Origin of the sequence: Leptolyngbya sp. PCC 6406 (genome assembly GCF_000332095.2) — a bacterium.
Taxonomy (GTDB): domain Bacteria; phylum Cyanobacteriota; class Cyanobacteriia; order Phormidesmidales; family Phormidesmidaceae; genus PCC-6406.
In genome coordinates this window covers 4,224,053-4,238,947 of the sequence record NZ_KI913949.1, presented here as the reverse complement: position 1 = coordinate 4,238,947, position 14,895 = coordinate 4,224,053, and the positions used below count along the sequence as shown (strand labels likewise).

Below are 14,895 nucleotides of genomic sequence, written 5' to 3'. Positions count from 1 at the left end.
AGGGCGATGGTATGGGCCCGTTTAATTTAGCGGTGTATTGGAAGCGCTCCTATCGCCAGAAGGGGCCGAAGGAGCCGTGGTATATCCTGACTAATTTGCCCACCTTGAAGCAAGCGTTAGCGGTCTATCGATGTCGCTGGGGCATTGAACAGCTCTTCAAAGATTTTAAGACTGGGGGCTATAACTTGGAGGACACCAAGGTCAATGACACCCGATTCTTAGCCTTAGTTTTACTGATCGCTCTGGCTTACAGTTTGGCTACTCTCCACGGCCAGTGGATGCAGGAGGCCAAGCTAGCTCAGTATGCCGGACGTCTCCAAGAGCACCAAGATAAGGCTCCACGGCACAGTGACTTTAGCTTCAGTCTCTATGGTCAACGATGGCTCTATGCCATGGACTTATGGGCCGATTGGGCGCTCAAGCTGGTGGCCCTCAAACCCCATAAACACCGCTATTTTCAGCGAGGTTTTCACGCTCTATCCCTTATCCAGCAAGCTCTCTAGGGGGGTTGTCACCCTGTAAGGCCAAGAACAGTCATACCCACAAAATCAGGGCTGACAGAGCACTAGTCCCGCTCTCTAGTCCTCTGTGATCCTAATCCTCTGTGATCAGGGATTGGGAACCGGGGCGCTTGATCTGGCTGATTAACTCAGCACGGCGGGTATTGAGGTCTCGCTCCACCAAGAGCAGCGATCGCTGAAGTTCTCGAAACCGTGCCCCGTCTGGCTGTGTATCCAAAATGCCCTGAAGCGCGATTCGGTGGGCACTGAGGAGCGCTATTTCCTTCGGTACCTTCACCTCCGGGACCAGCCCCGTTTCGCCCCAGTGGGTGCCGGTGATGGGATTGATGGATCGACCGACCGGGACAAACATCCAAAAATGATCGCTGAGGCGATAACCCTGGCCGGGGTGGGCTCCCCCAGCGGTATGTTCCCCCACTAGGGTCACCCGCTTGAGCACTTGCAGATTGTAGGCAAACTCCTCAGCCGCCGAAAAGGTCTCACCACTGGTCAGTAAGTACACCGGGCGATCCAGATAGCGGGGAGCGCTGAGGTGGGGCACAGTCCACCACTGGTGGGTGGAGTCGTTGGGTCGCCAGTAGAGGTCATTCAGGTGGGTGGCGGGGTAGGGGGGCAGCAGGTAGCTGCACAGTAGGGCAACGGTGCCGGGGGAGCCGCCCCGGTTGTGGCGCAGGTCGATGATCAGGGCTTGGGTATGGGCCAGAAAGGTGAAGGCCGCTGCCAACACATCCCCCACAAATTCCGGGGGCTCAAAGCCATAGAGTTCCAGGTAACCCACATTGCCCTGGAGCCGTTCTACCCGGTTGACATCAAAGTTGCGTTGCGAACTGCGATCTCGTTCCGCCGCCAGTTCCGCTGGGCTGGGAATCCGATCTGGAGCCAGGTCCGGCAGCGGTTGGGGGCTGAAGTGGACCCGAAGCTGACGATCGCCGCTGGATTTCTGTAGCTCTAGGGTGAGGCGCTCCGCTAGTTGTTCACTGTGGGTGACATCGTCATAGCCCTGGGACTGAATGCGATCGCGCAGTTCCTGCTGCAAACGGGTTGCCACCTCTGGAAACACATAGCTAGCCAGGGTCTCGATAACAGCGGCGAGCACATCCCGGCACTGCTCTGCCGCTAACGTGGGATTCTCGGGGTCAAAGGTGGCAGCAACCATTAAATCCTGTCTCTGTGAACGTAGACATGGCAGAGAGAATCTGTTAGCTCCGCTAGGCATTATGGAGCAGAGTACAACGCAGATTTTAGAAACGATAACAGAGTGTGAGTGTATTCCGAGCGAGGGGAGGAATCTCGGTCTTGGCCACCGGAATTAACCTCAATCTTGGATTTCCCGACGCTGGGTAGGGCGGGTTTTGAGGTTCCCATCCTGGATTTCCCGCCCAACATGAGCTAAACCCGCCCCTACGGGAAATTCAATTCAAACTCAAAATTCAAAACTTTCTGTCACCCGCTACATTGGGCGCGGAAACCGCGCCCCTACTCCAAAGCCCTCCGGGCAGGCTAACTCCCTGAGAGTGGCTTCGCCAACGCCTTTCTTGAATGCCTTTAGGCTATACACCCCATCACTCTTCCCCCACCCCGTAAGTCGCCTCTAAGCGATAGGCCCCCTGAGGGGGAACAGTGACGACATCATCGGCGGCATTCGTCGTTTCCACACAGATCATCCGAGTGTAGTCGTGGTCTTCCAGATCAGCCATGGTGGCGGAAATCTCTGACCAGGGATTCCACACCACGGCGGACTTACTGCCAGAGGCGGTGATGTGAATGCGGCGGTTGAGCCCCCCATCATCGATCACCAATTCCTGGGGCACCCCCTGATAGATGCGATCCACCTCTGAGGTGATCGCCACTGCCCCACTCTGGGACTTGACCTGACCGCCATCCACCTTGTCGATATAGGACGTGCCCTCTAGCCCCAATACCGTCGTCTGGGTAATGTCGCCAATGCTGAAGTAGGTATGGAGTGCCTGGGTAATGTCAAAGGGGCGATCGCCCGTATTGCGGCTCACTAGGGCCAGTTTGAGCACCGCCCCCACCGTAATTTCCAGGACTAGTTCAAAGGCATGAGGCCACAGGGCGCGGGTGTCTTCCGTATCGCCAAAGCCTAGGATCACCTGGGTTTCTCCGCCAGAAAGCGCTGCCGTCGCCTTGACCTGCCACAGGCGATTGCGGGCAAAACCATGGCTAGGACGACCCTGCCCCTCTGGATCGGGACCAAACCAGGGCCAGCACAATGGAACCCCGCCCTTAATGGCTTTTCCGGGCTTGTAGTAGGCGTTCTCGCTCAAAAACAATAGATCTTGGCCAGCCCCCATCGGCTTAAAAGACAGCACTTGCCCCCCATAGACGGAGATTCCCGCTGTGCCATGCCTGTTGGTCACTTGAATGTAGGGAAAGTCTCCTTTCCCGGCAACAAATTCCACCTGTCCGGTTATGCCGTATTCAGCGTTTAACGGGGCAATATCCATGGTGATTCTCCTAACTGTGTTTGCTGGGGGTACAAGTGCTGTAGAGCAGTCTTGCAGCTACAGGTTAAGGGAAGCGGCTCTCTAGGCGAAAGAGAAACACCATCAGGGCGACAAGACCCACCTGGAGCAGCAGGTTGGGTAAGGCATTAGCGACATCGCGTCCTGCGGCCATCTGGCTGAGGAATACAAATGCCCCTATTGCCCCGGAAATGCCAAAGGCTCCGTAGATGAACTTGCGGAACCCCCTATAGGGGGCTTTGGCCTCGGCAACGAGGCGGGCGTAGCGTTCGGGACTCATGCCGGGGGGCGGGGTGCCTGCTGCTGCGGTGCGGCGAGACTTGGGCGAGGAGGGGTCGGTCATGGGGGAGAAAATCGTTTTTTGTAGGCTAGGATTTGAAGGACGGGCGGTCAAGGCAAAGCAAAATGAGTTTACTCGGCAATATTATCTGGCTAGTCTTTGGTGGCCTGCTGGGGGCTATCGGCTACATAGCCGGGGGCATTAGCACTTGCTTGACCATTATTGGCATTCCCTTTGGCATTGCCACGATCAATATGGGCATTGCCACGCTGACACCTTTTGGTAAGGAGATCGTAGAGGGGCCGGAGGTGGGAACGCCGCTGATCACTATTTTGAATGTGGTGTGGTTCTTTGTGTTTGGCTGGGCGATCGCGCTTAATAATCTGCTTTGGGGGATCTTGCTGGCGGTTACGATTATTGGCCTCCCCTTTGCCAAGCAGCATTTCAAGCTGATGCTGCTGGCGATCATGCCCTTTGGGCGCAGTCTCAAATAGCGGTTCTTTCGGTTTCGCTTCTTCTGGGGCGTCAGGGGCGAAATACCCTGATAAGATGATGGATGCAATTTGCCGATGTAGCTCAGTGGTAGAGCACTCGATTCGTAATCGAGCGGTCAGGGGTTCAAATCCCCTCATCGGCTTTTCCAAGAAATTAGTTCGTTGGCGATCGCTGTCTATGTCGAACGTCACCCCGGATCAGATTCTCCTATCTCACGCTACGACTACCTTTAGAAATCAAATGGGCTTGCTGTAGGTGATCCTAAGCAAGGATGATTAAGAGTCAAGCACAGCAGCTTTTTTCGACGAGATAGTGCTTGAACTGAACGCCAGATCGATTAACTGCCTCAGTTGGGCCTATCGATGATCTGGGGCTACAAGAGTATAAAGGCTCCCCAAAAATACCTTCTAGGCCGCGATCGCGATTTCAGACTATCCCAGGTGTGGTGGTGCGCGGCTCCAGGTAGAAAGGGGCTATCCCTAGGAATCGGAGCCCGTCCGGCGGGCTTCTCTGGCCTCTCGCCAAGACCCGGTTAAGCGACCAAAGTTAGCTCGAAACTCTCCTAGGCCCAAAAGATTACCAGGGCGTGTTTCCTCCCAGGATGCCGACAGGGCTCCATAGCTGAGCCCTATAACTCCCAAGCCAAAACAACCCAAGGTCACCAGCAAAACGGCAACATTGGGCAAATCGACGATATGGCGCACCACCAGGACATAACTGATAAAGAATGTGGCTATCCCTAACCCTGTGGGAATGCCGGAGAAGGCCAGCATTCGACGCAGCATCCGCTGGCTGACCACTTCGGGAATTCCAGCGTCGGCGCGATCGCGGTTAGATTTGTGATCGTGCGGCTGTGATTTGTCAGCTTTAGGGCTTGCCTTAGTCGAGGCTAAAGGGGCTTTGTTCTCAGTTTTTTTGCGCTTGCGGCTGGGCTCAAAGGGTAGCGGATCTCGCTCGGACTCGGCAGCCATGGTGATCGCTCTAGTGATGACAGTGGGCGGGTTCTAACCCCGAATGCCGAGGCGGGTAATGAGTGCCCGATAGCGGCCAGCATCCTGCTTTTGGATATAGGACAAAAGACGCTTGCGGCGACCAATCATTCTGAGCAAACCCCGGCGGGAAGAATAATCTTTTTTATTAGTTTGGAGGTGGGTGCTGAGTTGGGTGATGCGGTCCGTCAGCATCGCCACCTGTAGGTCAGCGGATCCCGTATCTGTCTCGTGGACTTGGTATTCCGAGATCAGTTCCTGTTTGCGTTTTTGCAGCAAAGCCATAGTGTTGAGCGTGGGGGTAATTTCAGACAGGTCTTTGATCATACCATAGGGTTTCCAGAGTTCGGGGAAAATGCTGGAATGCCTGACACGGAAGGATTTGAAAGGATTTACCATAGGACACGACAGAATCGCGATCTCAGGCTAACTTCCCTGACTCCTGGCCTATCGTGGATTTATCATAATCTTTAGCGCCCGCGCAGATGACTGTCGCGGTACCCCACTGGTCACCGCCATGCCATCCCCGCATCTAGCCCGATGGTTCAGGGTTTATGCCAAAATTCTGCTGTGGATAGTGCTGGCCAGTGTAGTGCCACCAGCCCTACTCCTGACCCTGTCCTATTACCAAACCCTGCGTCAGGCCGAAGCCGATTTAAATGATGCGGTGACCCAAGGAGTGCGGCGGGTAGACAGCCTCCTCAAAACCGCCGACCTCACCCTGACCAATCTTGCCGCTGACATCCAGCACCTAGAGCAACTCAACGATGAGAAAGCGCTGCGGTTAGTGCAGCGGGTTGCCTACAAAGAACCCCGATTTCGGGAAGTGGGAATTATTGACGCCCAAGGCTCCTTGGTGCTGACCAGTTTAGGCATCGTGGAGCCGCCAATTTCCTTCGCCCCTGAAACCCGCGCAGATCTGGACCGTAAGGTGTTGCAAATTGTGGGGCCAGTGAGTACCCGAGTCATGCAGGAACGCTCCATCGTCCTAGTCTTGCCCACCGAAGGCCAGGGAGAGGTGAATATCCTGGTGGACCCGATTATTTTGACCGCCTACTGGGGCCAAGTGGATCAGCTCGACCTTGGTCAAGATGGCTTTTTAGCCTATGTGAATACCCGCGACGGCCAAGTGCTAGCCGGGGATGGCATCATTCCCCCCAAAGTAGACTTTCAATCCCAGCACCCGCCACCGGGCTATCTCCATGTCCAAAAAGCGTCTTACACCGGGGATGTGGTGGTGGTGGGGCAGGTTTCCAAAGGCTGGGCTCTACGGAACTGGAGAGGATCACTGTGGATTGGGGCTCCCCTGACGGGGTTAGGGAGTGCTCTAATGATGCTGGCCTGTCTACCTTTGATCTATTCTTCCCGCACTTTAAAGCATGAGATTGAAAACGCACTGAAATGGGGAGAATTCCAAATCCATTACCAGCCCATTCTGGATATTCAAACTGGCTATTGTGTGGGGGCCGAAGCCCTAATTCGTTGGTGCCATCCTCAGGAGGGTCTGCTCTTGCCCTCAACATTTATTGGCATCGCCGAGGCCACGGGATTAATTAACGCCATGAGCACCTGGGTATGTCAACAGGTGATGCAGGATCAGGCCCTTTTGGAGGCCCAATATCCTGATGTATACATCTCCATCAATATTTCCCCTGTGCAGCTTAATAGCGGGGACATTGAAGAGGTGATTTTGACCCTCATGACCCGCCCCCAGTCCTATCCGGGACGTATTGTGGTTGAGGTCACCGAAGCCGCCCTCGTGGAAGATACGAAAACCAATGCCCTAAGCGCGATCGCACGGCTCCACAGCCTGGGCATTGCCATTGCCCTAGATGACTTTGGCACCGGCTATTCCAACTTGGGTTACCTGCACAAGTTCCATCTCGATTACCTCAAGATTGACCGGATTTTTGTGACCGCCATTAAGCAATCTTCTCGCATTAGTGCGGTGGTGGATGCCGTTATTGATCTGGGCCGCAATCTAGGGGTTGAACTGATTGCAGAGGGAGTAGAAACCCAGGAACAGCTCCAGTTTCTGAAACGACGGGGGGTGCGCTATGCCCAGGGATATCTCTTGGCCCATCCTATGCCCATCAAGGCATTTCAAATATTTCTGGCTCAAAATCGTCAAGCCCCCTTTGCCCTCAAAACCTAATTCTTCCGTAGAACTGACAGGTTTAGCGAGTTGAGACTGAGGGGACGGCGGTTGAAAACCGCCGTCCCCTCAACAAACAATATAAATGCGCCCGATGGTAAGGAAAGCTACTGGACTCTATTAAGAGTGTTCCATCTAAACTAAATAATCATCCTCTGTCTCAATTCAGCCTACGGCCCTAGGGACGGCATCCCTTGAAACTTTGAAGCCCATGTTGGGCAAGTATCTGGACAAGTATTCAGCTGGAATATTTAGCTGGAAAACTCTAAGCACTGAAACCAGTCTCTTCACTTGCCCTTAAACTAGCCTAGATGTGGATGTCTGCGGGAGGGGGTTGATGCCCCTCAGATAGGCAGAGAGTACAGAATTCGGAGTTGAAAGTGCTGAATATTTCTGATGATGACGGTGTAGGATACTGGATTCTATGCTAAACCATAGGGATTGAATGCCTAGGGTGGCTTTGGATCCGTCCTAATCTCTGGGTAGCTTGCGTCGGCTCCAGCAGCGGAACAACTTTTCTATAGCCATGAGTGAAGCGAACGTGCCTCCCCGCCATGAGTCCCCCGATAATCGCCCTTCGGGACCAGCCTTCGAGCCCCGCCGCCCTCAATCCCCGGCTGAGTTTCCCAAGGTAGTTGGCTCACCTGAGCATATCTGGCCCCCTGCGCCCCTAGCGGGAACCGCCGGACCCGATGCCGATGCCTTCCCGGATTCACCACCTTCTCCCGCCCCTGTGCCCCGTGAGGCAGAACTGCTGTACCTGATCCGTGACCTCAACCGCTGTAATGAGGCCCTCATGGCCCGCGTCAATCAGCTAGAGGAAGCCTTAGAAACCTCTCAACAGTCTCTCCAGGCGGAGGTAGAACGATCGCACCATCTCGCCAATCGTCCTGAGGAGAAGGTGGCGGCGGCGCAGCAGCGCTCCACCGCCCAGTTACTGAGTGAACTGGAAACCGCCAGTGATGGCCTCAAGCGCCAGCGAATTTTGACCGAGACCCTCCAAGCCCAACTCGATACCAGCCAGGATCGGGTCACCCAGCTCGAGCGAGAATGCACCTTGTTGCAACAGCGGCAGACAGAGCGTCTGCAAGCCCTGGAAAAATCAGAGGATCTCTGTCGTGATCTGCGATCGCGACTTCAGCGCCAGCAACGCTACACCCTCCAGTTCAAAGCCGCTCTCGAAAAGTGTCTGGATATGAATGCCCAGACCCCATTGGCAATACCCACCAATGCGGTCATGGATATTCCCTACAGCAATCTAGAAGGGGCAGGCAGTAACCCCATCTCCATGCCCCGCGCCGATCGCATTCAGCCCTGGTCCTCTCAGGAAGGGGATAGCACAGGGCCAGCCCTCGACCCTCAATTGATGGCGCTCCTGCGGCAACCTGCCTCCCATTTCTCAGAGGCTCAGGCTCCTGTACGGCCCGCTCCTGCCCCTGCTCCAGCAGCTACCACAGGCGAAGCAGACACCCGCCTTTGGCAGGATCTAGAGCGAGTGATTGATCATTCTGTCTCCCCCAGGACCGCCCCGACCCCAGCCCCCCCCCCATCGGTTCCCGAGCAGGCTGCTCCCGAGCAGGCCACCTTTACCGAGCCCTCCCCCTGGGGACCGCCCCAACCCCGTCCCACCCCCACATGGAACGCTGACCTCGACAGTGTAGAGGATGCAGAAACTGCCTTTGAGGTTGCCCCCAACGCCGTCGCCCCCCCCTGGCAGGCTATGGAGATGCCCAGCCCCCGACCTGCCAATCCTGCCCCCCAGACCGATGCCATTGACGTTCAAGCGCGACTACATTTCAGTCCGGGGGAACTGCCCCTCATGGGTCAGACCCACGCCCAAGGCGGCGCTCCCTCACCCCTAGTCCATCCCCTGCGCCCCGCCAAAAAGAAGCGCACCTCCCTCTCAGCGGTGGAACTTCCCAGTTTCCCGCCCTTACCTCGTAATTCCGGTACCCCATAGGACGGGTGCCCCGCAGGGGCATCAACGTAAGCCGAGACAATATGGGCTCCGAGGAATTCAGGAGTCAGGAGCTAGGAGTCAGGAGCTAGGAGTCAGGAGTCTCCTGGATTCTCAACGTCTGAAGCCTGACTCCTCCCCAGGAGATTTGTCCCGCTTTGAGTTGATACCCTGTGTGTCCTCGAATCCCCTTTCATCCTTCTGCCCTCATCCTTTTGCCTTGCGGTATTAGTACACCTAGGCTGAAATAGGTGTACTATTCTGCCGCACCAGCCCAACATTTTCCGGTCCCCTCTCCCCCTGGGAGAGGGCTAGGGAGAGGGACCGAGGTGTGCCGCGATAGAACGGTTAGAGTATTTACGCTGCTTAGTGCTAGCCCCTTCAGCAAAGCTGCCAAATTTACGTCGGAGATTACTCAGGGCAGATTACTCGGGATCGACCCAGCGCCCATCCGCTTGGATCAGATTTATTAATTCCGCCACGCCCTGATCCTCTGGCACTTTTTTGATCTCCTCTCGACCTCGGTACAGAGAAATATAGCCTGGGGTTTTGCCCACATAGCCATAATCGGCATCTGCCATTTCTCCGGGACCATTAACGATGCAACCCATCACCGCAATGTCTAGTCCTGTCAGATGCTTGGTGGCTTCCCGAACCTCATGGAGCACATCCTCCAAATTGAATAGGGTGCGGCCACAGGAGGGGCAGGCTACGTACTCCACCATGGTTTTACGCAGCCCGAGGGCTTGAAGAATGCTGTAACAGACCGGAATTTCCTTCTCCGGCGCTTCCGTTAGGGAAACCCGGATCGTGTCACCGATGCCGTCCGCTAATAGTGTGGCAATGCCCGCAGTGGACTTAATGCGCCCATATTCCCCATCTCCGGCCTCGGTAACCCCGAGATGCAGGGGATAGTCCATACCCAATTCATCCATGCGACGCACCATCAGGCGGTAGGCTGCGACCATGACCGGCACTCGGGATGCTTTGAGGGAAATGACCAAGTTACGAAAGTCGAGGGACTCACAAATGCGAATGAACTCTAGGGCCGACTCCACCATGCCCTCGGGGGTGTCGCCATAGGTAAAGAGCATGCGTTCGGCGAGGGAACCGTGGTTGACGCCGATGCGCATGGATTTGCCCTGATCTCGCAGGGATACCACTAGGGGTTCGAGGGTATCGCGGATTTTTTGGCCGATTTCATCAAATTCTGTGGGGGTGTATTCTGTGCGGCCTGCCTGGGGTTTTTCAAAGACGTAGAGACCGGGGTTGATGCGGACCTTATCGACATGCTTGGCGACTTCTAGGGCGATTTTCATGCCGTTGTGGTGGACATCGGCTACTAGGGGGACTGGGCGGTAGGTGGCCTCTAGGGTCTGGCGAATTGTGGCCAGGGCCTTGGCATGGGCCATACTGGGCACTGTTACCCGCACGATCTCGCAACCTAATTCGTGTAGTCGCTGAATGGCGGCAACGGAGCCTGCAATATCGAGAGTATCTTCGTTGATCATGGACTGCACCACCACGGGGTTTCCGCCGCCAATGGTGATGTTCCCGACGGGGACCGGGCGGGTTTGGCGACGACGAATGGTGGTGTCAAAGGCCGCTGCGGGGGCAGTGGGCATGGAGGGGGGAGTAAGGGTTGGCATGGCCCTGGGGGGGGAGTGAATCCGCTAAACACGTCACTATCAGGGTGCCATAGAAGCTGTCTCCTCAACCCAGCTTGGTGGTGGATTCCCAAATCAAGCGTTGGTTGATGGTGGCGTAGGGCTAGATTTCTAGGGCGTGGCGAAAGGCGCAGATTCTTTTTTGAAGGTTAAGCTGAAAATCTGGGGGTGTTATCCGTCACTTTTGACGGATAAGATCCGTTTATCGAAGTGTTGTCCGTCAACGTGTTATCCGTTGAGGTGTCAGGGATGAAGGTGGGCAGTAAATACTACCCTCTATATCAGTATTTTAAGGATCGCGATCGCGGTGAGGTGCGACTGACCTTAGAGGAGATTGAAGCGCTGCTCCAGAGTCCTCTACCCCCATCAGCGCGACGACAAAAAGCGTGGTGGAGTAACCGCAGTAGTGGAGCCCTCCAGGCCGCTGCTTGGCTCCAGGCGGGCTACCACACCCGTAATGTCAATCTCGAAACGGGCGAAATCACGTTCTTACCCTATGTCACCTCCTATCAAGTCGATCGCTTTGATCAGGAGACTGTCTGGAATGAGGTCACAATTCGGTCCCTGCGCCAACATCTGCACCTGACCCAGGCGGAATTTGCGGATACCCTCGGTGTCCGTCGCCAAACTGTGAGCGAATGGGAAAATGGGGTCTATACCCCTGAACGCTCTACGATCAAGCATCTTCAGCTTATTGCCCGAACTATTGTGCCCCCTGAGGACAAGGCATCAGCGGAATCCACGGAATCTGCTGATGCCCTTGATGGCACCCGAGAGGAAGCACAGGACAAACAAGGGGGTTGACACTCTGTCCGTCCAGCGTGCATAATGTCAAAGCGATCACACCTATCTCTTTGACCTTTTACCCTGGCTTTTTCCATGACTTCATCCGATCAACCCCGCTATCTTGTCCCTGCTGCTCCCAACCCTGAGAGCATTCGTGTGCTGGTGGTGGGCACACCCCAGGCGGTGTCCAACTTTATTGCCACTCAAGCGGTGCTGGGCTACGCCGAAATCTTGGCTTGGTCGCCACCCCTGCCCACCCCTCACGAGAATCAAATTCTGCGGATCTTGACCAAGCGCTTGACTCTGGAGGACTGACGAACGAACTGCCCTGGCTTAGGGCACTGTACTCAGTACCCTAAGCCGAGGACAAGTCATGATATTCAACGAAGCCCTTGTCCATAACAGCCTCGTGATCGCTTGGCCCGAAATCACCCGCCTCGCCAGCGAATACAGCCCCTCCGAAGTGCAGGGAAGCTTACTGTAATGCTCTCTAACATAGTGACTATCAGTGACTATCAAGCCCTGTGTCCCTTTGCTGCCTAAGCATTGCCACCCATGCTAGACACCCTACGCTTCCAAAATTTCAAATCCTGGCGCGACACTGGTGAAATTCGTCTGGCCCCCATCACCGGCTTCTTTGGCACCAATAGCTCTGGCAAAAGCAGCATCCTGCAATTTTTGCTGATGCTGAAGCAAACGGTGGAGTCAAACGATCAGCAACAAGTTTTGAATTTGGGCAGCGATCGGACCTACGTTGACCTAGGCACCTCCTACGACATCCTGCACCAGCAGATTACCTATCAGCCCACAACTCTTGAGTTCGAGATCGGTTGGCACCTGTCCAAGACTGATCCAAATCCAACGCTGCCGACTCGTGCTGTCCTTATGGGGCCTGATGGCAGAGTCAAGATAATTCCTGTTTCTGCTTCATTTGAACACTCGTACCCTATGCCGATGATGGGCGACCCGATTACGGGCTTCAGATTTGAAGCGGAGATCGCCTTTGAAGCCGACGAAATCAAGTCTCGGCAGTTCTCCTACCACTACCAAGCGATGGAGCATTGGAACCAAGTCGGCATGTCATTTATGCCAGACACTCCGGTCAACCCCTATCGTCTCCTCCATTCGGGGGTTCCCACTCAAATTGCCATTCATCCACACGAGTTGAGATTGGCCAGCCCGACCAAGTTTTATGGCTTCCCTGGCGAAGCTAGACTGCAATTTAAATCTGGAGAGTTTCTGCAAACCCTATCTCTAGCTTTAGAGCAGGTCTTCGGAAAAATCTATTACCTTGGCCCCCTGCGTGACTTCCCCAAACGCAGCTATACCTGGTCGGGCGAAAAACCCCAAGATGTAGGAAGGCGCGGTGAATTAGCCGTTGCCGCTCTCCTAGCCGCCAAGAAACAAGACCCTGAAGTCGAAGTCAAAGTCGCAAACTGGCTCAAAAGACTTGGACTGGTAGACGATTTCAAAGTGCTGCCCATTGCCCCTCCCCGTCGCGATTATGAGGTCCGCCTTTGTAGTCGGCCTAACTCCGCCAAGGCGGTGCTAATTACAGACGTTGGGTTTGGCGTGTCCCAAATCTTGCCCGTACTGGTGCTTTGCTACTATGCCCCCGAAGGCTCCACCGTGATTCTGGAACAACCCGAAATTCACCTCCATCCATTTGTCCAAGCGGGACTAGCTGACCTCTTCGTTACAGTAGCCCGCGAGAGAAATCTACAAATCATTATCGAAAGCCACAGCGAGCACCTGCTGCGTCGGCTCCAGCGCCGCATTGCCGAAGCCCAGATTTCCCACGATCAAACCGCTCTCTACTTCTGCGACATGGATGATACCGGGTGCTCCCACCTGCTTCCCCTTGTCCTAGACGAATTCGGCAACATCAACAACTGGCCCACCGACTTTTTCGGGGATGAAATGGGCGATCTCGTCGCCATGACCGAAGCTGCCATGCAGCGACAGATGGCCAACGAATAAGCCCCATGACCCGAGATGCACCCCCCGTCGTCATCGACACCAACGTCCTGATTGCCGCCAATGGCCGCGACTGCCCCCAGGTCACCCCGCCTGCCGCCTTGCCTGTGTCCAACAACTCCAACACACCAAAACCCAGGCCATCTTGGTGATTGACGATCGCTTCCACATCCTCAAGGAATATCAAAACAAAGTCTCCCCCAGTGGCCAGCCCGGTGTGGGTGATGCCTTCCTCAAGTGGATACTGACCCACCGAGGTAACCCAAACCACTGCCACCAAGTCAGCATTACCCCCACCCCAAACGGCAGCTTCAAAGAATTCCCCTCCAGCCCCGATCTACAGGGATTCGATCTCTCCGATCACAAATTTGTCGCCACCGCCCTCAGCCACCCCGATCGCCCCGCCATCTTCAACGCCGTTGATTCCGACTGGAAACAGTTTGGGCCAGCCCTAGCCGCTGCCGGGGTTAAGGTAAAACAACTCTGTCCTCAGATCCTCAAGTGATCCATGGCGACAATTTGGAAAGTTATGTCTTAAAACGGGCTTGGTTCTTTGTAACCTTCCAAGTTAAGACCAGAACCGATTTCGGGGTGTTGTCGGCAAATGGAGGAACGGTGATGGGCACTTCCGAGCAATGACCTTAACGAGCCGCCAGAATTTGGTCATCTAGGTCGAAATCTATGGTTTGCTGGTGGCGACCGGAGACGAGATAATCCTTCTCGAAGGCATCCTTGAGACCATTGACGAGGTTAAATTGGGGCTGCCAGCCCAAGTCAGCCTTAGCTCGGTCGATGGCGGTGAAAAAGTGCTGCACCCGCATGGGAAAGGCTTTGCGTTTGCCAAAGTCAAACTGCTTAGGGTCGTAGTGAACTAGGTCCAGAGCCTGGGGATCTTTTCCTGCTGCGATCGCACAGGCCCGAGCCAGTCCGTCAAAGGTAACGGCGCGATCGCCGGAAATATTGTAAGTCTGCCCCACTGCCCTAGGATTACTCAACACTGCCGCCATGGCAGCGGCTAAATCCTGGACATGCCCCAACTGGGTCAGCGCCATCCCGTCACCAGGGATGGGAATGGGGCGATCTCGCACTAACCGATCAAAGAACCAGGCTTCTAGATCGTTGTAGTTCTGGGGGCCGTAGATATACACCGGACGAATGGCGGTAAAGGGTACGCCCTGCGCCGCCAAGTAGGCTTCTGTCTCGAATTTGCCCTTGTGGCGGCTGTTGGGGTCCACCGCATCCCCCTCTACATGGGGCATCTGGTCGGACTTGAGGTAAACCCCTGCCGAACTGACGTAGATAAGGTGCTGAACTTGGTCGCCAAACAGCTCCACTAGCGGTTGGGTATCGCTTTGTTCGCGGCCATTGTTATCGAAAATGGCATCAAAGTTTTGACCGACAAGGGCTGTTTTTAGGGCGGTGGTGTCTTTGCGATCGCAGTGGATCTGTGCCACTCCAGATACGGGGGCGGGTTTGTTCCCCCGGTTGAGCAAAACAACTTCATGGCCCTGCTCTACCAACAACCGAGTTAGGTAGACCCCAATAAACCGCGTGCCACCCATCACCAAAATTCGCATGTTTT

Annotated in this window: 16 protein-coding genes and 1 tRNA gene; 10 read left to right on the top strand and 7 right to left on the bottom strand. The window is 55.2% G+C overall.

Annotated elements, in window-relative coordinates:
• A partial coding sequence (locus LEP6406_RS28825) for an IS4 family transposase (protein ID WP_036028587.1) occupies positions 1-503 on the top strand: 503 nt, incomplete at its 5' end.
• Between the two features lie 91 nt (positions 504-594).
• On the opposite strand, the gene LEP6406_RS28820 is transcribed toward LEP6406_RS28825, so the two are convergent.
• The 3 genes from LEP6406_RS28820 to LEP6406_RS0218715 form a co-directional block, all read right to left on the bottom strand.
• Entirely contained in the window at positions 595-1,677 is a 1,083-nt protein-coding gene (locus LEP6406_RS28820) for a S41 family peptidase (protein WP_008311787.1), read from the bottom strand.
• Between the two features lie 406 nt (positions 1,678-2,083).
• Complete coding sequence (locus tag LEP6406_RS0218720; protein ID WP_008311789.1) at positions 2,084-2,989, bottom strand: D-hexose-6-phosphate mutarotase; 906 nt, start codon at positions 2,987-2,989, stop codon at positions 2,084-2,086.
• Between the two features lie 64 nt (positions 2,990-3,053).
• A complete protein-coding gene (locus LEP6406_RS0218715; protein WP_008311790.1) occupies positions 3,054-3,350 on the bottom strand; it encodes a DUF3493 domain-containing protein in 297 nt (98 codons plus the stop codon).
• Between the two features lie 62 nt (positions 3,351-3,412).
• On the opposite strand from LEP6406_RS0218715, the gene LEP6406_RS0218710 reads away from it, so the two are divergent.
• Together LEP6406_RS0218710 and LEP6406_RS0218705 are read left to right on the top strand one after the other, a co-directional pair.
• On the top strand, positions 3,413-3,781 hold the full coding sequence (locus tag LEP6406_RS0218710; RefSeq protein WP_008311791.1) for a YccF domain-containing protein: 369 nt from the start codon (positions 3,413-3,415) through the stop codon (positions 3,779-3,781).
• A gap of 71 nt (positions 3,782-3,852) precedes the next feature.
• Positions 3,853-3,924, top strand: a tRNA-Thr gene (locus LEP6406_RS0218705).
• A gap of 337 nt (positions 3,925-4,261) precedes the next feature.
• Here LEP6406_RS0218705 and LEP6406_RS0218700 read toward each other — a convergent pair.
• Positions 4,262-4,753, bottom strand: a complete 492-nt coding sequence (locus tag LEP6406_RS0218700) for a PAM68 family protein (RefSeq protein WP_008311792.1) — start codon at positions 4,751-4,753, stop codon at positions 4,262-4,264.
• Positions 4,754-4,786: 33 nt separating this feature from the next.
• Positions 4,787-5,056 carry a 30S ribosomal protein S15 gene (gene rpsO, locus LEP6406_RS0218695; RefSeq protein WP_027269257.1) on the bottom strand — a complete coding sequence of 90 codons (270 nt, stop codon included), beginning with the start codon at positions 5,054-5,056 and terminating at the stop codon, positions 4,787-4,789.
• A gap of 232 nt (positions 5,057-5,288) precedes the next feature.
• On the opposite strand from rpsO, the gene LEP6406_RS30495 reads away from it, so the two are divergent.
• Positions 5,289-6,926 carry an EAL domain-containing protein gene (locus LEP6406_RS30495; RefSeq protein WP_008311796.1) on the top strand — a complete coding sequence of 546 codons (1,638 nt, stop codon included), beginning with the start codon at positions 5,289-5,291 and terminating at the stop codon, positions 6,924-6,926.
• A gap of 526 nt (positions 6,927-7,452) precedes the next feature.
• Positions 7,453-8,886: a hypothetical protein gene (locus LEP6406_RS0218685; RefSeq protein ID WP_008311798.1), complete on the top strand. Its 1,434-nt coding sequence runs from the start codon at positions 7,453-7,455 to the stop codon at positions 8,884-8,886.
• Positions 8,887-9,308: 422 nt separating this feature from the next.
• Here the strand turns inward: LEP6406_RS0218685 and ispG are convergent, their stop codons facing one another.
• A complete protein-coding gene (gene ispG / locus LEP6406_RS0218680; protein ID WP_008311800.1) occupies positions 9,309-10,532 on the bottom strand; it encodes a (E)-4-hydroxy-3-methylbut-2-enyl-diphosphate synthase in 1,224 nt (407 codons plus the stop codon).
• A 267-nt stretch (positions 10,533-10,799) separates the two neighbouring features.
• On the opposite strand from ispG, the gene LEP6406_RS0218675 reads away from it, so the two are divergent.
• The 5 genes from LEP6406_RS0218675 to LEP6406_RS28810 all read left to right on the top strand — a co-directional run bounded on the left by LEP6406_RS0218675 (position 10,800) and on the right by LEP6406_RS28810 (position 13,818).
• On the top strand, positions 10,800-11,354 hold the full coding sequence (locus LEP6406_RS0218675) for a helix-turn-helix transcriptional regulator (protein WP_008311802.1): 555 nt from the start codon (positions 10,800-10,802) through the stop codon (positions 11,352-11,354).
• Positions 11,355-11,429: 75 nt separating this feature from the next.
• Positions 11,430-11,651: a hypothetical protein gene (locus tag LEP6406_RS0218670; RefSeq protein WP_008311804.1), complete on the top strand. Its 222-nt coding sequence runs from the start codon at positions 11,430-11,432 to the stop codon at positions 11,649-11,651.
• 240 nt (positions 11,652-11,891) lie between these two features.
• Positions 11,892-13,316: an AAA family ATPase gene (locus LEP6406_RS0218665; protein ID WP_008311808.1), complete on the top strand. Its 1,425-nt coding sequence runs from the start codon at positions 11,892-11,894 to the stop codon at positions 13,314-13,316.
• Between the two features lie 5 nt (positions 13,317-13,321).
• On the top strand, positions 13,322-13,465 hold the full coding sequence (locus tag LEP6406_RS33905) for a hypothetical protein (RefSeq protein WP_202807540.1): 144 nt from the start codon (positions 13,322-13,324) through the stop codon (positions 13,463-13,465).
• Positions 13,462-13,818 (top strand): hypothetical protein, encoded by a 357-nt coding sequence (locus LEP6406_RS28810; protein ID WP_008311810.1) that lies wholly within the window; start codon positions 13,462-13,464, stop codon positions 13,816-13,818. Before LEP6406_RS33905 ends, LEP6406_RS28810 begins: the two co-directional genes overlap by 4 nt.
• 136 nt (positions 13,819-13,954) lie before the next feature.
• Here the strand turns inward: LEP6406_RS28810 and LEP6406_RS0218655 are convergent, their stop codons facing one another.
• Entirely contained in the window at positions 13,955-14,890 is a 936-nt protein-coding gene (locus LEP6406_RS0218655) for an NAD-dependent epimerase/dehydratase family protein (protein ID WP_008311812.1), read from the bottom strand.
• Positions 14,891-14,895: the final 5 nt, after the last annotated feature.